Source organism: Salmonella sp. SAL00672, assembly GCF_046552175.1.
Classification (GTDB): Bacteria; Pseudomonadota; Gammaproteobacteria; order Enterobacterales; family Enterobacteriaceae; genus Salmonella; species Salmonella enterica.
In genome coordinates this window covers 202,953-224,139 of sequence record NZ_JBGDUQ010000005.1, presented here as the reverse complement: position 1 = coordinate 224,139, position 21,187 = coordinate 202,953, and the positions used below count along the sequence as shown (strand labels likewise).

27 protein-coding genes are annotated in these 21,187 nt (G+C 53.3%); 9 read left to right on the top strand and 18 right to left on the bottom strand.

All coding sequences use genetic code 11. The features are described 5' to 3' along the window. Positions 1-49: 49 nt before the first annotated feature. Entirely contained in the window at positions 50-436 is a 387-nt protein-coding gene (locus tag ACLJTG_RS15190) for a winged helix-turn-helix transcriptional regulator (protein WP_001201297.1), read from the bottom strand. A gap of 87 nt (positions 437-523) precedes the next feature. Here ACLJTG_RS15190 and ACLJTG_RS15185 point away from each other — a divergent pair, with 87 nt between their 5' ends. The 3 genes from ACLJTG_RS15185 (at position 524) to ytfE (ending at position 3,183) form a co-directional block, all read left to right on the top strand. Further along, positions 524-1,372 carry an SDR family oxidoreductase gene (locus tag ACLJTG_RS15185; RefSeq protein ID WP_061379916.1) on the top strand — a complete coding sequence of 283 codons (849 nt, stop codon included), beginning with the start codon at positions 524-526 and terminating at the stop codon, positions 1,370-1,372. Between the two features lie 80 nt (positions 1,373-1,452). Beyond that, a complete protein-coding gene (locus ACLJTG_RS15180; protein WP_000623290.1) occupies positions 1,453-2,418 on the top strand; it encodes a DMT family transporter in 966 nt (321 codons plus the stop codon). 102 nt (positions 2,419-2,520) lie between these two features. Then, positions 2,521-3,183: an iron-sulfur cluster repair protein YtfE gene (ytfE, locus tag ACLJTG_RS15175; RefSeq protein WP_000331471.1), complete on the top strand. Its 663-nt coding sequence runs from the start codon at positions 2,521-2,523 to the stop codon at positions 3,181-3,183. Between the two features lie 111 nt (positions 3,184-3,294). Here the strand turns inward: ytfE and cycA are convergent, their stop codons facing one another. Both cycA and fklB read right to left on the bottom strand, forming a co-directional pair. Continuing rightward, positions 3,295-4,704, bottom strand: coding sequence for a D-serine/D-alanine/glycine transporter (cycA, locus tag ACLJTG_RS15170; RefSeq protein ID WP_000228322.1), 1,410 nt, complete (start codon positions 4,702-4,704; stop codon positions 3,295-3,297). Between the two features lie 295 nt (positions 4,705-4,999). Continuing rightward, positions 5,000-5,620: an FKBP-type peptidyl-prolyl cis-trans isomerase gene (fklB, locus tag ACLJTG_RS15165; RefSeq protein ID WP_000235161.1), complete on the bottom strand. Its 621-nt coding sequence runs from the start codon at positions 5,618-5,620 to the stop codon at positions 5,000-5,002. A 219-nt stretch (positions 5,621-5,839) separates the two neighbouring features. On the opposite strand from fklB, the gene ACLJTG_RS15160 reads away from it, so the two are divergent. Continuing rightward, entirely contained in the window at positions 5,840-6,475 is a 636-nt protein-coding gene (locus ACLJTG_RS15160) for an OapA family protein (RefSeq protein ID WP_001119448.1), read from the top strand. A gap of 49 nt (positions 6,476-6,524) precedes the next feature. On the opposite strand, the gene ACLJTG_RS15155 is transcribed toward ACLJTG_RS15160, so the two are convergent. From ACLJTG_RS15155 to ACLJTG_RS15130, 6 genes are all read right to left on the bottom strand, one after another. Continuing rightward, complete coding sequence (locus ACLJTG_RS15155) at positions 6,525-7,451, bottom strand: DMT family transporter (protein WP_000381066.1); 927 nt, start codon at positions 7,449-7,451, stop codon at positions 6,525-6,527. 147 nt (positions 7,452-7,598) lie between these two features. Beyond that, positions 7,599-8,048, bottom strand: a complete 450-nt coding sequence (gene rplI / locus ACLJTG_RS15150; RefSeq protein WP_001196059.1) for a 50S ribosomal protein L9 — start codon at positions 8,046-8,048, stop codon at positions 7,599-7,601. Positions 8,049-8,089: 41 nt separating this feature from the next. After that, positions 8,090-8,317: a 30S ribosomal protein S18 gene (rpsR, locus tag ACLJTG_RS15145; RefSeq protein ID WP_000135199.1), complete on the bottom strand. Its 228-nt coding sequence runs from the start codon at positions 8,315-8,317 to the stop codon at positions 8,090-8,092. Positions 8,318-8,321: 4 nt separating this feature from the next. Then, the gene (gene priB, locus ACLJTG_RS15140; RefSeq protein ID WP_001519453.1) at positions 8,322-8,636 is read right to left on the bottom strand and encodes a primosomal replication protein N; all 315 of its coding nucleotides are present in this window, start codon (positions 8,634-8,636) and stop codon (positions 8,322-8,324) included. 6 nt (positions 8,637-8,642) lie between these two features. After that, entirely contained in the window at positions 8,643-9,038 is a 396-nt protein-coding gene (gene rpsF, locus ACLJTG_RS15135) for a 30S ribosomal protein S6 (RefSeq protein ID WP_001216673.1), read from the bottom strand. Between the two features lie 70 nt (positions 9,039-9,108). After that, positions 9,109-9,339 (bottom strand): hypothetical protein, encoded by a 231-nt coding sequence (locus ACLJTG_RS15130; protein WP_001600988.1) that lies wholly within the window; start codon positions 9,337-9,339, stop codon positions 9,109-9,111. A 169-nt stretch (positions 9,340-9,508) separates the two neighbouring features. On the opposite strand from ACLJTG_RS15130, the gene yjfY reads away from it, so the two are divergent. Further along, the gene (yjfY, locus tag ACLJTG_RS15125; RefSeq protein WP_001529484.1) at positions 9,509-9,784 is read left to right on the top strand and encodes a DUF1471 family protein YjfY; all 276 of its coding nucleotides are present in this window, start codon (positions 9,509-9,511) and stop codon (positions 9,782-9,784) included. Positions 9,785-9,912: 128 nt separating this feature from the next. Here the strand turns inward: yjfY and ACLJTG_RS15120 are convergent, their stop codons facing one another. The 6 genes from ACLJTG_RS15120 to ulaA are packed head-to-tail and all read right to left on the bottom strand — an operon-like array spanning position 9,913 to position 14,319. Continuing rightward, positions 9,913-10,599, bottom strand: a complete 687-nt coding sequence (locus ACLJTG_RS15120; RefSeq protein ID WP_001170773.1) for an L-ribulose-5-phosphate 4-epimerase — start codon at positions 10,597-10,599, stop codon at positions 9,913-9,915. Beyond that, the gene (gene ulaE / locus ACLJTG_RS15115) at positions 10,599-11,453 is read right to left on the bottom strand and encodes an L-ribulose-5-phosphate 3-epimerase UlaE (RefSeq protein WP_000949530.1); all 855 of its coding nucleotides are present in this window, start codon (positions 11,451-11,453) and stop codon (positions 10,599-10,601) included. Before ulaE ends, ACLJTG_RS15120 begins: the two co-directional genes overlap by 1 nt. 9 nt (positions 11,454-11,462) lie before the next feature. Further along, entirely contained in the window at positions 11,463-12,113 is a 651-nt protein-coding gene (gene ulaD / locus ACLJTG_RS15110; RefSeq protein WP_000056761.1) for a 3-keto-L-gulonate-6-phosphate decarboxylase UlaD, read from the bottom strand. Between the two features lie 13 nt (positions 12,114-12,126). After that, positions 12,127-12,591 (bottom strand): PTS ascorbate transporter subunit IIA, encoded by a 465-nt coding sequence (gene ulaC, locus ACLJTG_RS15105; RefSeq protein ID WP_000776531.1) that lies wholly within the window; start codon positions 12,589-12,591, stop codon positions 12,127-12,129. Between the two features lie 9 nt (positions 12,592-12,600). Next, a complete protein-coding gene (ulaB, locus tag ACLJTG_RS15100; protein ID WP_000218358.1) occupies positions 12,601-12,906 on the bottom strand; it encodes a PTS ascorbate transporter subunit IIB in 306 nt (101 codons plus the stop codon). Positions 12,907-12,921: 15 nt separating this feature from the next. Beyond that, entirely contained in the window at positions 12,922-14,319 is a 1,398-nt protein-coding gene (ulaA, locus tag ACLJTG_RS15095) for a PTS ascorbate transporter subunit IIC (RefSeq protein ID WP_000404876.1), read from the bottom strand. 362 nt (positions 14,320-14,681) lie between these two features. On the opposite strand from ulaA, the gene ulaG reads away from it, so the two are divergent. Both ulaG and ulaR read left to right on the top strand, forming a co-directional pair. After that, a complete protein-coding gene (gene ulaG / locus ACLJTG_RS15090; protein ID WP_000049164.1) occupies positions 14,682-15,746 on the top strand; it encodes an L-ascorbate 6-phosphate lactonase in 1,065 nt (354 codons plus the stop codon). Between the two features lie 104 nt (positions 15,747-15,850). After that, positions 15,851-16,606 (top strand): HTH-type transcriptional regulator UlaR, encoded by a 756-nt coding sequence (gene ulaR, locus ACLJTG_RS15085; RefSeq protein WP_000133618.1) that lies wholly within the window; start codon positions 15,851-15,853, stop codon positions 16,604-16,606. Here ulaR and yjfP read toward each other — a convergent pair. After that, on the bottom strand, positions 16,603-17,352 hold the full coding sequence (gene yjfP / locus ACLJTG_RS15080) for an esterase (protein WP_000560304.1): 750 nt from the start codon (positions 17,350-17,352) through the stop codon (positions 16,603-16,605). The two genes, ulaR and yjfP, sit on opposite strands and share 4 nt — an antisense overlap. Positions 17,353-17,535: 183 nt before the next feature. Here yjfP and bsmA point away from each other — a divergent pair, with 183 nt between their 5' ends. Then, the gene (gene bsmA / locus ACLJTG_RS15075; RefSeq protein WP_000586836.1) at positions 17,536-17,865 is read left to right on the top strand and encodes a biofilm peroxide resistance protein BsmA; all 330 of its coding nucleotides are present in this window, start codon (positions 17,536-17,538) and stop codon (positions 17,863-17,865) included. Between the two features lie 130 nt (positions 17,866-17,995). Next, positions 17,996-18,271 (top strand): DUF1471 family protease activator YjfN, encoded by a 276-nt coding sequence (gene yjfN, locus ACLJTG_RS15070; protein WP_001518964.1) that lies wholly within the window; start codon positions 17,996-17,998, stop codon positions 18,269-18,271. A 44-nt stretch (positions 18,272-18,315) separates the two neighbouring features. Here yjfN and ACLJTG_RS15065 read toward each other — a convergent pair whose 3' ends face one another. Further along, the gene (locus ACLJTG_RS15065) at positions 18,316-19,938 is read right to left on the bottom strand and encodes an isovaleryl-CoA dehydrogenase (protein ID WP_000118979.1); all 1,623 of its coding nucleotides are present in this window, start codon (positions 19,936-19,938) and stop codon (positions 18,316-18,318) included. Positions 19,939-20,022: 84 nt separating this feature from the next. Beyond that, positions 20,023-21,186, bottom strand: coding sequence for a glutathionylspermidine synthase family protein (locus ACLJTG_RS15060; protein ID WP_000943930.1), 1,164 nt, complete (start codon positions 21,184-21,186; stop codon positions 20,023-20,025). Position 21,187 lies beyond the last annotated feature (1 nt).

Sequence of the window (21,187 nt, the reverse complement as noted above, 5' to 3'; positions counted from 1 at the left end):
CCGCATGGCGCTGCGTTTATTCGGCCTGACTGGCAGGCCGAATAAAGCGCTAGCCGCCATCTGATAAACGCTCCCGCTGCGCCAATACCTGCGGCAAATTCAGTTCTATCCAGTCCGCCAGCGCGGCGACTTTATCGCTCACCTGCTCGCCAAGCGGCGTCAGGCTGTACTCCACATGCGGCGGAACAACTGGATATGACACCCGGTTGAGAAATCCGTCCTGTTCAAGCGCCTGTAACGACTGCGCCAGCATCTTTTCACTCACGCCTCCCATCTTGCGGCGCAGGTCGCTAAAACGGTGTGTACCGTCGCGTAACGCCACCAGAATCAGTACGCCCCAGCGACTGGTGACATGTTTTAACACCTCACGGGACGGGCACTGTTCAGCAAAGAGATTACCTTCACGCAACTGCCGGGAAAGAGTATGAGCGCGCATTGATACTTACCTTTCTGTACGTACTTACTAAAAGTAAGTTTAGGTGGTAGCGTAATAAAACACAAGACCAACACTGAGGAGTTCACCATGATTGCTATCACTGGCGCAACAGGCCAACTGGGCCAACACGTTATTGAAAACCTGCTAAAAACGACGCCCGCCAGTCACCTCGTCGCGATCGTCCGTAACCCGAAAAAAGCCGCCCCGCTCAGTCAGCGCGGGATTGCCGTTCGCCAGGCGGATTACGCTAACGAAGCCGCGCTGACCACCGCCTTACAGGGCGTTGATAAACTGCTGCTCATTTCATCCAGCGAAGTGGGACAACGCACCGCGCAGCACCGCAACGTTATTCAGGCCGCCATTGCCGCAAAGGTGAAATTCATCGCCTATACCAGCCTGCTACATGCGGATAAATCGCCGCTGGCGCTCGCCGATGAACATATTGAAACGGAAAAAATGCTGGCTGAGTCAGGTATTCCTCACACGCTATTACGTAACGGCTGGTATACGGAAAACTACCTGGCGAGCGTCCCTGCCGCGCTGAAGCATGGCGTCTTTATTGGCGCAGCGGGACAAGGGAAAATCGCCTCCGCAATGCGCGCTGACTATGCCGCCGCCGCCGCGCGCGTCATCTGTGAAGAGGGTCACGCCGGGAATGTCTACGAGCTGGCGGGTGATAACGCCTGGACATTAAGCCAGTTGGCGGATGAACTTACTCATCAGAGCGGAAAAAAAATCGTCTACCAGAACCTGAGCGAAGTCGATTTTGCCACCGCGCTGAAAGGCGCAGGACTGCCTGACGGACTGGCGGATATGTTGGCAAATTCTGACGCTGGCGCGGCGAAAGGCGGCTTGTTTGATGACAGCCATACGCTGCGTAAACTCATCGGTCGCCCGACGACGACGCTCACAGAAAGCCTTCGCTCCGTACTGTAAGTGTTAAAATTTAGTTAATTTATGTGGCATCCTCATAGACCTTCTCTGATAATGACGGAACGGTTTATGAGGAGAATCTGATGATTAGCGGCGTGCTATACGCCCTGCTGGCAGGGCTAATGTGGGGATTGATTTTCGTCGGCCCGTTAATCGTGCCGGATTACCCGGCCCTCTTACAGTCAATGGGACGCTATCTGGCGCTGGGGCTGATTGCCCTGCCGATTGCCTGGTTAGGCCGCACGCGGTTACGCCAGTTGACGCGCAAAGACTGGTCCACCGCCCTGTCGCTGACTTTGATGGGCAATGTAATCTATTACGCCTGCCTCGCCAGCGCTATTCAGCGAACCGGCGCGCCGGTGTCGACGATGATCATCGGGACATTGCCGGTCGTCATTCCACTTTTCGCTAACGTTCTCTATAGCCAACGAGACGGCAGATTATCCTGGCGGCGTTTAGCGCCCGCGCTGGCGCTTATCGGTTTTGGCCTGCTGTGCGTCAATATTGCTGAACTTAGTCAGGGATTATCCGATGTTAGCGGCTGGCGCTATGGTTCAGGCATTGTGCTGGCGCTGATTTCCGTAGCGTGCTGGGCATGGTATGCGCTGCGCAACGCCCGCTGGCTGCGGGAAAATCCCGACAAACATCCCATGATGTGGGCAACGGCGCAGGCGCTGGTTACGCTGCCGGTCTCGTTAATCGGCTATGCGGCGGTCTGTCTGTGGCTGAGTATCCAGAAACCGTTGTTTACCCTGCCCTTTGGCCCGCATCCCGCGCTGTTTATCGGTCTGATGATCGCCATCGCAGTGCTGTGTTCCTGGGTGGGCGCGCTGTGCTGGAATATCGCCAGCCAAAAATTGCCAACCGTTATTTTAGGGCCGCTGATTGTTTTTGAGACGTTGGCGGGACTGCTCTATACCTTCATTCTGCGCCAGGAAATCCCGCCATTCCTGACGTTAAGCGGCATTGCGCTCCTGGTGGCGGGCGTGGTCATTGCCGTGAGAGCGAAACCGGAAAAAGCGACCGTCGTTCCGGTCACGGAACGCTAATTTCATACTCGCTTAAATTATACGCCCCCCGAAAGAGTTATAGCCTCGCCTTAAAGATGTATTTAAAATACAACTTATATTATTGCAAATGAGGTAACGGCTATGGCTTATCGCGATCAACCTTTAGGCGAACTGGCGCTCTCTATTCCCCGCGCATCGGCGCTGTTTCGCCAGTACGATATGGATTACTGCTGCGGTGGAAAACAGACGCTGGCACGCGCCGCCGCGCGTCACGACGTCGATATTGACATCATTGAAGCGCAACTGGCGCAATTGGCTGAACAGCCCATCGAAAAAGACTGGCGCGCCGTTCCGCTGGCGGACATTATTGACCATATCGTTGTGCGCTATCATGATCGACACCGCGAACAACTGCCGGAGCTTATCCTGCAGGCAACCAAAGTGGAACGCGTTCACGCGGATAAGCCAAACGTCCCACGCGGCCTGACAAAATATCTCACCGCGCTGCATGAAGAGCTTTCCAGCCATATGATGAAAGAAGAACAGATCCTGTTCCCCATGATCAAACAGGGTATGGGTCGCCAGGCAACGGGCCCGATAAGCGTAATGGAAAGCGAGCATGACGAGGCGGGAGAGCTGGTAGACGTCATCAAACACGTCACCCAAAATGTAACGCCGCCGCCAGAAGCCTGCACCACCTGGAAAGCGATGTATAACGGCATTAATGAGATGATTGATGATCTGATGGAGCACATCAGCCTGGAGAATAACGTGCTGTTCCCACGCGCACTGGCCGGAGAATAATCGCCAGCCGGGCATTTTGCCGGATGGCGGCTGTAAACGGCGCCTTATCCGGCCTCCAAATCAACGCTACGCTGTAAGCCCGGTAAGCGCCAGCGCCACCGGGCAAAACAATTAACGCATTCCCGCCATCCGTTTCTTACCTATCAACAGCCAGCCCAGACCCAACGCGATAAACCACAGCGGCGTCACGATCAGCGCCTGGCGCGTATCGTCTTCCAGCGTCAGTAATACCAGCACGAACGCAAAGAACGCCATGCAGACCCAGCACATCAGCTTACCGAGCGGCATCTTATAGATGGATTTTTCATGCAGGTGGGGACGCTTTTTGCGGTACACCAGGTATGAACACAGAATGATGGTCCAGACAAACATAAACAGGATAGCCGAAACCGTAGTGATCATGGTGAATGCGCCAATCACGCTCGGGTTGACCATCAGCATAACCACGCCGCCCAGCAGGCAGATACAGGAGAAGGTCAGGCCTTTCGCCGGTACCGCGCGTTTCGATAGCTTAGCGAACGCTTTTGGCGCCACGCCTTCTTGCGCCAGGCCAAACAGCATACGGCTGGTCGAGAAGACGCCGCTGTTGGCGGAAGACGCCGCCGAGGTCAGCACAACAAAGTTGATCACGCTCGCAGCGGCAGGCAGACCCACCAGTACAAACAGCTCAACAAACGGGCTCTTATCCGGCACCACGGAACTCCACGGCGTCACCGACATAATGACAATCAGCGCAAAGACGTAGAACATGATGATACGGATCGGTATTGAGTTAATCGCGCGCGGCAGCGATTTTTCCGGATCTTTAGTTTCTGCGGCGGTAGTACCAACCAGCTCAATGCCCACGAAAGCGAACACTGCAATCTGGAAACCGGCAAAGAACCCGCTAATACCTTTCGGGAACCAGCCGCCGTCATTCCACAGATGCGCGAAAGACGCTTCAACGCCTGTCGGCGATTTAAAGTGCATCGCAATCATCACCAGCCCGACCACAATCAACGCCACAATGGCGACGATTTTGACCATAGCAAACCAAAATTCCATTTCACCAAACATTTTAACGGTGGCGAGGTTGAGGCTTAGCAGCAGGATCACTACCGCCAGCGAGGCGACCCAATCGGAAAGGCCGGGAAACCAGAACTGCGCGTAGGCGGTAATCGCCACCACGTCAGCCATACCGGTCACCACCCAGCAAAACCAGTACGTCCAGCCGGTGAAATATCCCGCCCAGGGGCCAAGCAGGTCGGAAGCAAAATCGCTAAACGATTTATATTCCAGATTCGAGAGCAGCAATTCCCCCATGGCGCGCATCACGAAAAAAAGCATAAAACCGATGATCATATATACAAAAATGATCGACGGTCCGGCGAGACTGATCGTTTTACCCGATCCCATAAACAGACCGGTACCAATAGCGCCGCCAATAGCGATAAGCTGTATATGACGGTTTGTAAGATTGCGCCGTAGCGACTGTTCAGCCGGAGCCTGTTCGTCGGCTGCGACTTTTACCTGATCTACCATGTTTTTCTTCCTGTACCTGTCTGTGTTGTGCGGGCTCTACGGCCTTTGGTCTATGATACGACGATCCTGTTATCAGGACTCATCGATATTAGGTAAGAATCGGCGGGATGAATACTCAGATTCAAATACAATGTTAATTTTATGTTTAAAATGAGTGTTATATCACTTTGATAATGCGAATTAGCTCACAAAAATACACGTAACGACGCCATTTGCAAAATAAAATATTGGCATCTACTGAAGTCAGGGTTGCCGGATAAGGCGTTTACGCCGTCATCCGGCAAACCCGGGGCGCTTACAGAATTTCCAGCAGTTCCACCTCAAACACCAGGGTGCTGAATGGCGGAATAGATGCCCCGGCCCCACGCTCACCATAGGCCAGCTCCTGGGGGATAGTCAGTTCCCATTTGGAACCTACCGGCATCAGAGTCAGCGCTTCAATCCAGCCGGCGATCACGCCATTTACCGGGAATTCAGCCGGTTCGCCGCGCGCGACGGAGCTGTCAAATACGGTGCCATCAATAAGCTTACCGGTGTAATGCACACGTACGCGGTCGGTACGCGCCGGAATCGCGCCTTCGCCCTGCGTCAGAACGCGGAACTGTAAACCAGATTCAGTACTGTTCACACCGTCTTTTTCGCGGTTTTCTTCCAGGTATTTCACGCCTTCGGCCGCCATCGCTTTGAAACGCTCACGACGCACCGCGTCCGCACGCTCATGAATTTCACGCAGCGCACGATGCACCACATCAACAGGAACCGCCGGGTGTTTACCTTCCAGCGCATCAGCAATGCCTGCAACCAGCGCTTCAGGCAACAGCCCTTCAAGACCGGATTCGCTGAGCTGCTGCCCTACCTGCAAACCAATGCCGTAGCTCGCTTGCGCTTCAATAGTGTCAAAAGTCGGGGTGGCCATTATTTTTCCTTCATCGGATATCAAAAAAGTAGCGGGCAGCATAACAGCCACGCTTCTTCTGGTAAAACTTTGTCTCAGGGAGGATGACAAATCGCAGGGAAAAAGAAACAATAGATTATCCGTATTGATGTCACGAAAGCGGATAGCACTACCAGTATCATAGCGTTAGCCATCTATACTCTATGATTAAGGAACGAGATGCGGAGCAGGAGGTAAACCATGCCCGGGCGCTTTGAATTAAAACCAACCCTGGCGAAAATCTGGCACGCGCCGGATAATTTTCGCATCATGGAGCCGCTGCCGCCTATGCATCGTCGTGGCATTATCATTGCCGCTATCGTGCTGGTGATCGGTTTCCTGCTGCCCGCCAGCGAGACCAGCGACTCACCTGTCGTCACGCGGGAAGCGCAATTGGATCTGCAATCGCAATCACAGCCGCCGACGGAGGCCCAGCTTCAGGCGCAGCTGGTCGCGCCGCAAAACGATCCGGATCAGGTGGCGCCCGTTGCGCCGGAACCTATCCAGGAAGGCCAGCCGGAAGAACAAAACCAGCCGCAAACGCAGCCTTTCCAGCAGGATAGCGGCATCGGTCAACAGTGGCGCTCGTACCGGGTAGAGTCTGGTAAAACTCTGGCGCAACTGTTCCGTGACCACGGGCTGCCCCCGACAGACGTTTATGCAATGGCGCAGGTAGAAGGCGCTGGCAAACCGCTGAGTAACCTCAAAAATGGTCAAATGATTAAAATTCGCCAGAATGCCAGCGGGGTGGTGACAGGTTTAACGATAGATGGCGATAACGGTCAACAGGTGCTGTTTACGCGTCAGCCTGACGGCAGTTTTATTCGCGCACAGTAACGTCGGCTGCGCCTTACCCCGCCTGTACCCTATTCGTTCAGGTGAAGCATTACCGCTTCACCTTATTCACCCACCAAATCCCCGAACATACCAGCACCAGCGCAATCATGTATTTCCACTCCAGAATATTCTCGCCGAGAAAAATAGCCGAAAGGGCCGCGCCGGAAACCGGGATCAGAAAGTTAAACGGCGCAATCATCCCCACGCGGTTATATTTGAGTAAAATGCTCCATAGCGCAAAAGCGACCGACGAGAGTAACGTCAGGTAGACTAAAATCGCCACCGACGAGAAGCCATGTATCGTCAGCGTACCGCCAAAAGCGTAACCGCCAATGACCAGTACCAGACCGCCAATCCCCAATTGATAGCCAGTCATGACCATCGGATCGACCGTCTGCGAGAGACGTTTGCCATACAATGTGGCCGCAGAAAGAATAAACGCCGCCAGCACCACGGAGCCTTCTCCCGGCAGATTAAAGCTGAAATCCAGGCCGTTGCTGACGTTCACCGCCATGACGCCCGCAAAGCCCAGAATACAGCCGAGCGTTTTGTTGTAGCTCAATCGGTCGTTCTGATAAATAAAGTGCGCCAGCAATACGCTGAAGAATGTGCCTGTCGCGTTCATGATTGAGCCTTTCACGCCGGAGGTGAACGCAAGGCCGATATAGAAAAAGAGATATTGCAGCGACGTCTGAGTCAGCCCCAGTAACGTTAACTGAGCAAACTGGCGCGGACGAAACCGACCAATCGGTTTACGCTGAAGCAGCGCGAACAGTAGCAGCAACCCACCCGCAAACAAAAAACGATAACCAGCAAAAACAATTTTAGAAGGGATATCGTCGGTGGCTATCTGAAAGAGGTCATAACCGCTTTTGATGGCTGGATAAGCGCTGCCCCATAGCAGGCAACAAAATGCGGCACACACATAAACGACGTTTTTGCGGGCAAACGGGGAGGCCTGGCGTTGGGTATCCATTCTTTCACCAAGAAATTAAAATAATGTTTTATTTTTGATTATCGCGAAAAGAGGGGGAGATAGCCAGTCGAAAAGCGATGGGGTTAAAAAAGCAAAACGTCGGCGCTGGGCCGACGTTTCGTTGCTAGCAAAAACGAGAATGCCTGATTACTCAGCAACCACGTTGATGATAACTTTTGCGAATACTTCGCTGTGAACCTGGAAGTTCACTTCGTGTTCGCCAGTGGTACGCAGAACGCCGTTCGGCAGACGAACTTCGCTCTTAGCCACGTCAACGCCAGCCGCAGTCACAGCGTCAGCGATGTCGCGAGTACCGATGGAACCGAACAGTTTACCTTCGTCGCCTGCTTTAGACGCGATAGTAACGGTTTCCAGGGCGTTGATTTTCTCTGCGCGTGCATTTGCAGCAGCCAGAACGTCAGCCAGTTTAGCTTCCAGTTCAGCGCGACGTGCTTCGAAGTATTCAACGTTTTTCTTGGTAGCCGGAACAGCTTTACCCTTTGGTACCAGGAAGTTACGAGCATAGCCCGCTTTAACGTTAACCTGATCACCCAGGCTACCCAGGTTTGCTACTTTATCAAGCAGAATAACTTGCATTACCTTATCCTCTCAAAGTCGTATTAATGGACCGTGACCGATTACTGATGGCGATCAGTGTACGGCAGCAGAGACAGGTAGCGAGCGCGTTTGATAGCGCGAGCCAGCTGACGCTGGTATTTTGCACGGGTACCGGTGATACGGCTTGGGACAATCTTACCGCTTTCGGTGATGTAGTTTTTCAGCGTAGCGATATCTTTATAGTCGATCTCTTGAACGCCTTCCGCGGTGAAACGGCAGAACTTGCGACGACGGAAATAACGTGCCATATGGCTAGTCTCCAGAATCTATCAATTCAATCTGCTCGGCATGCAGAACCATTTTGCTCAGACCGTTCTTTGCCTTGTGGCAAGAAATAAACCCCTGAACGGTTATGCGGCTGCCGACCGTTATACTGTGAGTAATGGCCTGGTTTTCGTGTCCGCTAACAATAACGGGCATTTGGCACCACGCCTGCCGGTGAAAGCCGGCTTCCTCTTGCACAGAACGATGCTCAAGCACGAACTGGCAATGCGGAATTCCTGATGGACTGACCTTTCGAAGGGGGGCCCTGCACACGGTGCCGGACAACGCCAGACGGTTGGTCATCAGAAATTACTCTTCAGAATCCCCAGCTTCAGCATCATCTGCGGTTTCGTTAGCGAAATCATCGCGACGCTCACGGCGCTCGTCTTTCGCTTTAACCATCGGAGAAGCTTCGGTAACAGCGTGCTTAGTACGCATAACCATGCTGCGGATAACGGCATCGTTGAAGCGGAAGGTAGTTTCCAGCTCATCGATCACTTCCTGCGGCGCTTCAACGTTCATCAGAACGTAGTGCGCTTTGTGCAGTTTGTTGATCGGGTAAGCCAGCTGACGGCGGCCCCAGTCTTCCAGACGGTGGATCTTGCCTTCTGCGCCAGTGATGGCAGCAGAGTAACGCTCGATCATGCCCGGAACCTGTTCGCTCTGGTCAGGATGGACCATAAAAACGATTTCGTAATGACGCATCGAATTGCTCCTTACGGATTATTCAGCCTCCTGTCTGGGTCAGCCGCAGCCCATGGAGGCAAGGAACGTGTTAAAGGTCGGCTGAAAAATGACGCGTTATAATACTGGCGCCTGCGGGCAAACTCAAGGTGATTGTACAATTATTTATCGTGCCGAACGTAACGCCTGTCCCGTCGCATTTTGCTGCTGAGATATTAACTTCATATCGCATGCCACTATAAACGGCCTGTTGCAGCAGAGAAATTGACACTGTGGTCAGCGTACTTTTTTGCCACTCAGGGTTTCTTAAACATAGCGGCATACATCAACGGGTTGTTAATCAGGTAAAAAACGACAATGCGATAATTTTTTGAACAACAGCATCAGAAAAGGTCGCCATCTCTGCGGCGGGTTATGGTTAAAATTAAACCAGAAGCGATTCACTAAAGGGGGATATCGCCAACCAGACCGCGCTGCTGAGGAGGTACTCTATGCGAGCCCGGATAATGTTATTTCTGGCTGCGCTTTTGCCTGGCATAACGGCAACGGCAGCCATCGAGTTAAATAATCACCAGGCCAGAAATATGGATGATGTGCGCAGCTTAGGCGTGATCTACATCAACCATAACTTCGCCACGGAAAGTGAAGCCAATCTGGCGCTGAATGAAGAGGCCGACGTGCGAAACGCAATGTATTATCACGTCATACTTATCCGGGAACCGGGTAGCAATGGCAATATACACGCCAGCGCGAATATTTATCGCTAGCATCAGGAAAACCAACGAAAAAGCCATAGTTGATTTGCCCCCTGAACAGGGGGCTTTTTTCGCGGAAAGATGGCTCCGGAATTAGACCTGTGACATCCCGATAATATTCACATTCCGGAGCTCATACTTCACTTCTGCCCGTAATACGCATTCGGGCCATGCTTACGCATGAAGTGTTTATTCATCAGATAATCGTCGATGGGATTCAGCGCCGGGTTAATACCGCGCGCAATCCACGCCATTCGCGCCACTTCCTCCATGACCACCGCGTTATGTACCGCATCGTGCGCATCTTTCCCCCAGGCGAACGGCCCGTGTTGATACACGACAATGCCTGGCGTATGCCGCGGTTCCACCTCGCCCAGCGTTTCGATGATCACCTTGCCGGTGTTCAGCTCGTACTCGCCCTGCACTTCTTCTTCGCTTAACGCTCTGGTACAAGGAATATCGCCAAAGAAATAGTCCGCGTGCGTGGTGCCGAGCGCTGGAATAGCCATCCCCGCCTGCGCCCATGCCGTGGCGTGGGTGGAGTGGGTATGAACGACGCCGCCAAGCGACGGATAGCGTTGATACAGCGCCAGATGGGTAGCGGTATCGGAAGAAGGACGATAACGTCCCTCCACCACTTTGCCATCCATATCCACCACCACCATATCATCTACCTTCATGGTTTCATAGGCGACACCGCTTGGCTTAATCACCACCAGCCCGCGTTCGCGATCGATAGCGCTGACGTTGCCCCAGGTAAAGGTCACCAGCCCATAACGGGGCAAATCCATGTTAGCGTCAAATACCTGCTGCTTGAGCTTTTGCATTAGGCTGCCTCCACCAGACCGGCGCTGGCCATGCGCGCTTTCACCCAGTCACGCGCTTTCGCTACCTCTGCCGCCGGGTTCTCTGCTGTTTCGCTCCACATCTCAATCAGATAGGGCCCGCAATAGCCACTCTGTTTGAGCGTTTCGAAGCAGCGTTCGAAATCGACAACGCCTTCGCCAAACGGCACATTTTTGAACACGCCGGGTTTAGTATCTTTGACGTGTACCGCGACGATATGCCCGATTCCCGCCTGTAGCTCCATCTGTACGTCGTTATCCCAGGCAGACAGATTGCCGATATCCGGATAGAGCTGGAACCACGGGTTATTGAGGTAGTGAGCATAGCCCAGCGCTTTACTGATGGAATTCATCAATGGATAATCCATGATCTCCATCGCCAGCGTCACCTGGGCGCGGCTGGCCATATCAACGCTCTCTTTTAACCCATCGCGGAAGCGGCAACGCGTTTCGTCGTTGGCCTGCTGATAGTAAACGTCGTACCCCGCCAGTTGAATGACGCGAATCCCGACGTCCTGCGCAAACTGAATCGCTTTACGCATAATCTCCAGCCCCTGCGCCCGTACCGCGTCATCTTCGCTACCGAGCGGAAAACGACGATGCGCGCTCAGACACATGGACGGCACGCGCACGCCGGTTTCAGCAACCGCGCTCACCAGCGCCAGGCGCTGCTCGCGACTCCAGTCGAGCCGCGCCAGTCGGGCGTCGGTCTCGTCCACCGACATTTCAACGAAGTCAAAACCCAGCGTTTTCGCCAGCCGCAGGCGCTCCAGCCAGCACTCCCCGGCAGGGAGCGCTTTTTCATAGATGCCGAGCGGAATTTGTTTCGACAGCATAGCCGCTCCTTAGCCCCACAGTTGGGCAATGGAGCGTTTGAACTGCCGTGCGGCTTCTACCGGCGATTCGGCATCGCGAATGCTGCGCCCCGCGATAAAGACATGGATCGGAATGCCTTTGAACAGCGGCAGGTCTTCCAGCGCCAGTCCGCCGGTCACGGTCACTTTAAAGCCCATATCGGACAGCCGCTTAATCGCGGTAATATCCGCCTCGCCCCACGCCACGCCTGCCGCCTGCGCGTCACGGCTGCGGTGATAAACCACTTGCTGAATACCCGCATCACGCCACTGCTGCGCCTGTTCCCAGGTCCAGTAACCGGTCAGTTCGATCTGCACGTCGCCGTTGAACTCTTTCGCCACATCCAGCGCGCCTTTTGCGGTGTTGATATCCGCACAGCAAATCACGGTCACCCAGTCCGCGTTGGCTTCGAAACACATACGGGAGAGGATTTTACCGGCATCGGCAATTTTGGCGTCCGCCAGCACAATTTTGTGCGGATAGAGCGCTTTCAGGTCGCGAACGGCACGCACGCCTTCGCCCACGCACAGAATGGTGCCCACTTCGATAATGTCGACTTCTTCGGCAATCAGGCGAGTGGTTTCATAGGCGCTATCCATAGTCTGGTTGTCCAGCGCGACCTGCAACATTGGTAATGACATTTTCAATTCCTTCTTAAGCTGCCGCGTTGGTGCGGTCAATGAGATCCAGGACTTCCTGCGCGGTGCGGCAGGCGCGTAAACGGTCAAAATTAGCTTCGTCTTCAAACAGGTTGACGATCTGCATGATGCCCACTTCCTGGTGAGTGTTGGCATCAACCGCCGCCATGGTGATCAGAATATCGACCGGGTCGTTATCTTCGTGGTTGAACTCCAGCGGCTTTTTCAGGGTCACCAGCGAAAAACCGGTTTTCTTCACCCCTTCTTCCGGGCGGCCATGCGGCATCGCCAGGCCGGGGGCAATCACAAAATAGGGGCCAAACTGCTCAACGCCATCGAGAATGGCCTGGTAATAGCGCGGCTCCACCACGTCGGCAGCCACCAGTAAATCGACGCCGATCTTGACGGCTTCCTGCCAGGTATTCGCTTCAGCCTGCAGGCGGATAGAATTATTCTCCGCCAGTGAATCACGTAATTTCATGTTGCATCCTTACTTCACGTCTTGCGGGAAATGTTCTTTGATCACTTCCAGCAGTTTCGGGCCGAAGTCAGCTGGAGAGAGCATGTTGCGCACGCCAACCACATATTTGTTGCCGGTCACGCTGATTTCGCCTGCAATATGGGTAGAAGCGATGATGATATCCGCGCCGCTCAACTCGCTTTTGTACTCGCCAACCGCGCAGCTGTTTACCGTGTGGTCAATGTTTGATTGGGTTAAAAACTGGTCCACTTTCATTTTCATGATCATGGAACTGCCCTGTCCGTTGCCACACACAGCCAGAATACGTACGGTCATAATCAAAACTCCTTATTAAGCAGACTGTTCTGCCAGTTGTTTTTCTGCATCTTCTTCTGCGCGCAGTGCGCGGCCAGCGAAGAACATATAAGCCAGTGCAATTACAATGATGACGGCCATAAAGGCGATACCGAGGGAGAAGAAGCCCTGCATCATCGGCGGTGCCAGAATCGACCAGTCCGCCATACCCATCCAGGCACTCATACCGGTGAGTTTCACCGCCCAGACGCAACCAAAGATTTCAATCATCCCCATCACCAGACAAATTTTCAGCGCCGCACGCCAGCCGCCGAAGTGGTTAGCGAACACGCCGATAGTGGCGTTAGAGAAGAACATCGGGATAAAGCCAGGAATAATCAGGATCGAGGAGCCGCAGGCAACCAGGATGCCAACCGCAATCAGCTGACCAATGGTGCCCCACATAAAGCCCCAGACCACCGCGTTCGGCGCGAAGCTATAAATAGCCGCACAGTCAATCGCCAGTACTGCGCCCGGAATCAGACGCTGGGAGATACCGTTAAAGGCCTCAGAGAGTTCTGCCACAAACATGCGCACGCCCTGAGTGATGATGAAGATCGCCACCGCAAAGGAGAAACCGGTTTGCAGGATGTAGACCGTCCAGTGCACTTTGCCCGCCATCGCCTGCACGGTGTCGATACCGAAGGAGAGCAGAATGGCACCAAAGAAGATGGTCATTACAATCGCCGTGGAGACGATGTTGTCGTGGAAAATGTTCAGCCAGCCCGGCAGTTTGAGGTCTTCAACGCTTTCCTCTTTTTTGCCCAGGAACGGCGCGACCTTATAGGCAATCCAGGAAGCAAACTGCTGCTGGTGACCGATGGAGAAACCACAGCCATCGGTCACTTCCTGAGTCGGCTTATACATCATGTTGGAGGTAATACCCCAGTACAGGGAAACCAGTATCGCCGTGCAGATAATGGTGGTCCACATGGAATAGCCGAAGATATAGAAAGAGACCGCAATCAGCCCCGCCTGCTGGAACATGATGTGCCCGGTCAACATGATGGTGCGAATACCGGTAATGCGTCGCAACAAGACGTAACAAATATTCAGCGCCAGCGCGAGCAACACCGCGTAGCCTACCCAACTATACGCATCACCCATCCGCTCGATCGTTGCCATCATCGAAGCATAGGTATCGGAAATCGCGCCGTTGATGCCGTAAACCTCAGACATTTTCGCCACCACCGGTTTAAAGGTGCTGGTCAGAATGCCGGACCCGGCCTGTAGCAGCATGAAGCCAATGATGGTTTTGATCGTCCCTTTGATGATCACGCTGACGCTTTTACGCAGCAGGATATAGCCCAGGCAGGTCACAATACCCAGTAATAGCGGGGCATTGGTCATTACCTGATTAAAGAAAATGGTAAAGATGTTGTAGAGGATCTCCATAACGATCTCCGGTAGACGAGGTTGCTGAGTCGCAGGCGCTCAGAATAATGTCCCTCCACTGTAATTTTCAAAAGTAATCACAACAAGATTGAATTTGATTAAATGTGACGTAGCGCGCAAATAATTAGCACACTTAATACATGGTTTACTTATAAATAACTCATTTCTTCATTAAAATAAGTAAAATCATAAAGATGAATACATCGCCATGACGCCAGAAAAGATTAAATTTTCTTCTGGCTGCGTTCTCCTCTACTCAAAAGTCAAAAAATAGCCCATTGCCTTCTTGAGAAAATAGTGTCAGGATTAATCAAAACAAATCACGTTTTGAACCATTTTGAACAAACATGAAGGTAAATGCGATGAGTAAAGTACAAAGCATCACGCGTGAATCATGGATTCTGAGCACGTTTCCGGAGTGGGGAAGCTGGCTGAACGAAGAGATTGAGCAAGAGCAGGTCGCGCCGGGTACGTTCGCTATGTGGTGGCTGGGCTGTACCGGTATCTGGCTAAAATCTGAAGGCGGCACTAACGTATGCGTCGATTTCTGGTGCGGTACCGGTAAACAGAGCCATGGTAACCCGTTGATGAAAACCGGCCATCAGATGCAGCGTATGGCTGGCGTCAAAAAATTACAGCCTAACCTGCGCACCACGCCGTTTGTTCTCGATCCTTTCGCTATCCGTCAAATTGACGCCGTACTGGCGACCCACGACCATAACGATCACATTGACGTCAATGTCGCGGCTGCCGTAATGCAGAATTGCGCCGATAATGTTCCGTTTATCGGCCCGCAGACCTGCGTGGATTTATGGGTTGGCTGGGGCGTGCCGAAAGAACGCTGCATCGTGGTAAAACCGGGCGATGTCGTGAAAGTGAAAGATATTGAAATTCATGCGCTTGATGCCTTTGACCGTACCGCATTAATCACCCTGCCCGCCGATCAGAAAGCCGCTGGCGTACTGCCGGACGGCATGGATGTACGCGCGGTTAACTATCTGTTTAAAACGCCGGGCGGCAATCTCTATCACAGCGGCGATTCTCACTATTCCAACTACTACGCGAAACACGGCAACGAACATCAAATTGATGTCGCGCTCGGTTCTTACGGTGAAAACCCGCGCGGTATTACGGACAAAATGACCAGCGCGGATATTTTACGCATGGCGGAATCGCTGAATACCAAAGTGGTGATCCCGTTCCATCACGATATCTGGTCGAACTTCCAGGCCGATCCGCAAGAGATCCGCGTGCTATGGGAAATGAAGAAAGATCGCCTGAAGTATGGTTTTAAACCGTTTATCTGGCAGGTTGGCGGCAAGTTTACCTGGCCGCTGGATAAAGACAATTTCGAATACCACTATCCGCGTGGGTTTGACGATTGCTTTACCATTGAACCCGATCTACCGTTCAAATCCTTCCTGTGAGCCGATATCATGCCGGGATTACCCGGCATTTTTTCCATTTACTTTAGTATTTCCAGGCTATTTCAAATATCATCTTTTCAAATCAATTTGTATCGGAATAGCTCATGACTGAAGCACAAAGACATCAAATACTGCTGGATATGCTGGCACAGTTGGGCTTTGTTACCGTCGAAAACGTGATTGAGCGTCTGGGGATCTCCCCGGCGACAGCGCGCCGCGACATCAACAAGCTCGACGAAAGCGGGAAACTTAAAAAAGTGCGCAACGGCGCAGAGGCCATTACCCAACAGCGGCCCCGCTGGACGCCGATGAATCTGCACCAGGCGCAAAACCACGATGAAAAAGTACGCATCGCGAAAGCGGCGTCGCAGCTGGTAAACCCGGGTGAAAGCGTAGTGATTAACTGCGGCTCCACCGCTTTCCTGCTGGGGCGCGAAATGTGCGGGAAGCCGGTACAGATCATTACCAACTATCTGCCGCTGGCGAATTATCTGATCGATCAAGAGCATGACAGCGTGATTATCATGGGTGGTCAGTATAATAAAAGCCAGTCGATTACCCTGAGCCCGCAGGGAAGTGAAAACAGTCTCTATGCGGGCCACTGGATGTTTACCAGCGGAAAGGGCTTAACCGCGGATGGCCTGTACAAAACCGATATGCTAACCGCCATGGCGGAACAAAAAATGCTCAGCGTCGTCGGGAAACTGGTCGCGCTGGTCGATAGCAGTAAAATTGGCGAGCGCGCGGGAATGCTGTTCAGCCGCGCCGATCAGATCGCTATGCTGATTACCGGCAAAAATGCCAATCCGCAGGTTTTGCAACAGCTTGAAGCCCAGGGTGTAAGCATACTCCGCGTTTAAAGATGCTGTCGGAAAAACGCTACCGTCGCCGACAACGCTTCTGGCGTAATGCGATGCCGCACGCCTGCGGCCCATAAACAGGTCACATGCTTATCCAGCTTCGCCCCGGCGAGTGCCTGCTGGAGCCGGAAGGTTTCGATAGCAGGCACCACGTCATCCTCCTGACCATGCCACAACAGAAGCGGCCTGTCGGCCAGTCGCTCTAACTGGTGTGTGACTTCCCATTCACGTAGCGGCGCGATGATATTGTCGAATTCCGCCTGCTGTGCCGGGTTCTGCGGGGATAACGGCGGGAAAAGCGTCCGGGCAAGCCCGGTAAAATAGCCCGACCCCATTAAACTGGCCCCGCATTTTACCTCTCGGTGACGCGTCATAATGCCCAGCGCCGTCATACCGCCCATGGATGCGCCGCCCACCGCCAACCGCCCGTCAAGTAGCCAATTTTCCGCCTGAATCGCCGCACGTAACGTCGTAAATTCCTGCATGTTTTGGTGCAGAATCTGCCAGAATCGGTGTATCCGTCCCTGTGAGTCGCCGCCAAAGCGAGCACCATGCTCCGGCGCATCCGGCATGACTACCCGGAATCCTGCCTGTGCCAGGGCAACGGCAAAATAACTATAAACCAGGCTGGAGGAGGTGAAGCCATGATAGAACACCACACAGGGAAGCGGCACGGCGCGTTTCCCTTCCGGGAAGGCATGTAGTACGACGCCTCCGGCTAATTGCCGTGTTTCAATCGCTATCATTATTCTCTCCTTTTTATCCGGTATGCCACGGAGAAATACTTAACGCAAGTTTATGGATAGCGCAATAATTCATAATGTTTGAGAACTGGGTTACGCTTTCGCAACGTTTTCATTCGAAAATCGCGTGACAGGTAACACTTCGGGAACATTCCCCCTAAAGGGAAATCAATAAGGCATTACACTATGATTATCAGGAAACGAGATAGAGTTATGCGTCGGTTTGCTTCATTGATAGCAGCGCTGTTATTAAGCGCGTGTAGCGTGCTGCAGGGTACGCCGCAACCTGCGCCGCCTGTCGCCGATCACCCGCAGGAAATCCGTCGCGATCAAACGCAAGGACTACAGCGGATGGGGACCGTAAGCGCGCTGGTTCGGGGCTCCCCGGATGATGCAATAGATGAAATCAGAGCGAAAGCCGTCGCTGCGAAAGCCGATTATTACGTTATCTTAATGGTTGATGAAACGGTTGTAACCGGCCAGTGGTATTCACAAGCCATTTTGTATCGTCAATAACAGTAGATTGATTTTTAGTCAGTTTTACATTGCTTTGCGCCCCTATGCGTTTACCTGTGCACAATACACAAACAGGTTTACCGTGATGGAGCGTCCTGTTAAATGCGGGGTATGTAATAAGGAGCTGACGATGAAACAAGAACTTGCCTTATCCTCACTGCTGCTTTCTGCCGGACTGGTGAGTACGACGGCACAGTCTGCCGAATTCGCCAGTGCTGACTGCGTAACGGGTCTGAATGAAATCGGCCTGATCTCGGTCAGTAATGTTGCAGGAAACCCACAGGATGTGGAGCGGATTATCGCCCTGAAAGCCGATGAACAGGGTGCGTCCTGGTACAGAATTATTCAAATGTATGAAGAACAACAGTCGGATAACTGGCGCGTACAGGCGATACTCTATGCCTGATGCCGCGTGGCTCGCGCCGGATGGCATGTACTACAGGCCAAACGTTACCGCAGTCCCCCGGTCGCCCTTAACAGTAAATCATTTTGCACTTGGGCAGGCAGCGGCATTTCGCCGCGTGTATCCAGCATCATCTGACACCACGCTTGCGCCAGCGGCGGCGAGGCATGACGCAGCATTTCCGCTCCGCACCCCAGCAAGAAAAGCTGCTGCGTAATCTCTCTGCCCATTGCTTCGTCCGGTTTGCGTAAACGTTGCTGTAGCTGACGTACCGCGCGGTCGTAATGGCGATCCTGACCTTTGACTTCCGCAAAAGCTTCACTCAATACGTCATAGACGCCGTGTTGTTTTGTCAGCACCCGAAGTACATCCAGACACATGATATTGCCGGAACCTTCCCAGATACTGTTCACCGGCATTTCACGGTACAGGCGCGGGAGTTCGCTCTCTTCGCAATACCCCATCCCGCCGAGAACCTCCATCGCCTCAGCCACAAAAGGGATTCCCTGCTTACAGATGGCGAATTTCGCCGCTGGCGTGAATAATCGCGCCCATAATGCCTCTTTCGCCTCGCGACGTTGCTCCCAGGCGCGCGCCAGCCGAAACAAAAGCGCCGTCTGCCCCTCCAGGCATAGCGCCATACGACTTAAGGTTTGTCGCATCAACGGTTGTTCGATCAGCGGCTTACCAAAAGCCTGACGCTGATGAGCATGGTAAATGGCGACTGAAAATGCGCGCCGCATTAAGCCATGACTCCCGAGCGCGCAATCAAGACGCGTCATACCGCCCATCTTTAAGATATGCCGAATCCCTTCGCCCTCTTCTCCCAGCCGCCAGCCGACGGCATCCTGAAACTCGACTTCGGCGCTGGCATTAGATCGATTACCGAGTTTATCTTTCAGGCGTTCAAGACGAACAGAGTTCCGTTGCCCGTCTGGCAGGAAACGCGGCACAAAGAAACAGGATAGTCCTCCTTTTGCCTGCGCCAACACGAGGTGCGCATCACTTTGCGGCACAGAGAAAAACCATTTATGTCCCACCAGCCGATATGAATCATCCGCCAGCCGCTCCGCGTGGGTCGTATTACTGAGTACGTCAGATCCGCCCTGCTTTTCCGTCATTCCCATGCCGATGAGCAGGCCCCGTTTTTGCCCGCCCGGCAGCAAATGCGAATCGTAGCGATCGCTGCGCAGCGGCGCCAGCCAGTCATGGAAAGTGGTGGGAAGCATCTGCAATAGCAACGGTGTCGCGGCAAAGGTCATCGTGACAGGACAGAGTGTTCCCGCTTCTACCTGAGCATGTAATACAAAACGCGCCGCCCGGGCGACAAAACTTCCCGCCCTTGCCTCTTCCTCCCAGGCCAGGTTATGTACCCGATTAGCGCAAAGCCCCTGCATCAACAGGTGCCAGGCGGGATGAAAGCGAACGTCATCCAGACGCTGTCCCTGGGGATCGTAACGTAGCAACTCAGGAGGATGCGCGTTCGCCAGACGCCCCAGTTCCAGTGATTCTGCCGTTCCCAGTTGTTGGCCAATGCTGGCGAGAAGATCGCTATCCCATCCCGCGCCTTCCCGGGAAACCGCTTCACACAGCGCGCCATCAGACAGGAATAAGTTACTGTTATTGAGCGGAGCAGGTTGATTAAAGACGGTATGTGTTTGCCAGGACATGGTGTCTCCCTCCTTCAATGGCGCTGAAGTCAAGTATGGTCATGACTGCGCCATTGACGCCAGAGCAAGATCACAAAAGTATGATTAACCGGCAATATAATGTGGGACGAAACGGGAGGTGTCTTTGGTAATTAGCGTATTGTCCTCGCGAATCCCCATCCCGGAGGCTTCATCGTCAATGATCCAACTGCCAATCAGCGTATAGCTATCGCCAAAGCGCGGCAAAGGCTGAAACGCCTGGTAAATCATCGGCTCGTCAGCGTAGTCGCCGTCGGCATGATCGATAACATTTTGCCGCTCATCGAAAATCGTGACGTTGCCGCCTTCACGTGAATAAATCGGCTTCCGCACGCTGCTTTCACCTGGCGCTGCGAGCGATTTTTCGCCCTCAAACCAGGCCGGCAGCAGATTCGGATGGCCAGGGAAAAAGCGCCACAATAACGGCAACAGCCCTTTGTTACTCAGAATACTTTTCCACAATGGCTCAATCCATTGCTCACGACGTTTTCGCAACAGCGGGCCGTTGTCGTCGCGCATCATCCACTCCAGCGGGTAGAGCTTAAAGGCGCGGCGAATCACGTTATCGTCCAGATCGGTCAGCACGCCGCCTACGCCAAGCCCCAGTTCTTCAATATAGATAAATCGCGTTTCCTGGCCCGCCTGCTGCGCGCAATCCTGAAGGTACAGCACCGTCGTGCGATCTTCGTCGGTATCTTCACAACAGCAAAAGTAGAGCGGTTCCCGACTGTACAGCTCGCTGAAGCGGGCGATCAGCCGCTCCTGTATCGCGTTGTATTGATCGGCATCACGCGGGATGGCGCCGCTACGACGGGCATCCTCCAGCCATAGCCATTGAAAGTAGGAGGACTCATAGAGCGACGTCGGCGTATCCGCATTGTATTCCAGCAATTTAACCGGATCTTTGCCGCACCAGACGAAATCCATCCGCCCGTAAAGCGAAGGATCGCGGCTGCGCCAACTTTCGGCGATGACATCCCAGTACAATGGCGGGATCGCCAGCTGCTGCATGATCTGCTCATCCCGGACGGCCCGCTCGACAATCTCCAGACACATCTGATGAAGCTCTGCGGTCGGTTTTTCGATCTGTTCTTCAATTTGCCGTAATGTAAAACGGTAGGCCCGGCTTTCATCCCAGTAAATTTCGTTATCGATAACATGAAAGTCAAAACCGTGATCGCAGGCGATCTTATCCAGATCCCGGCGTATCGGTACGTTGTGTCGTAGCATG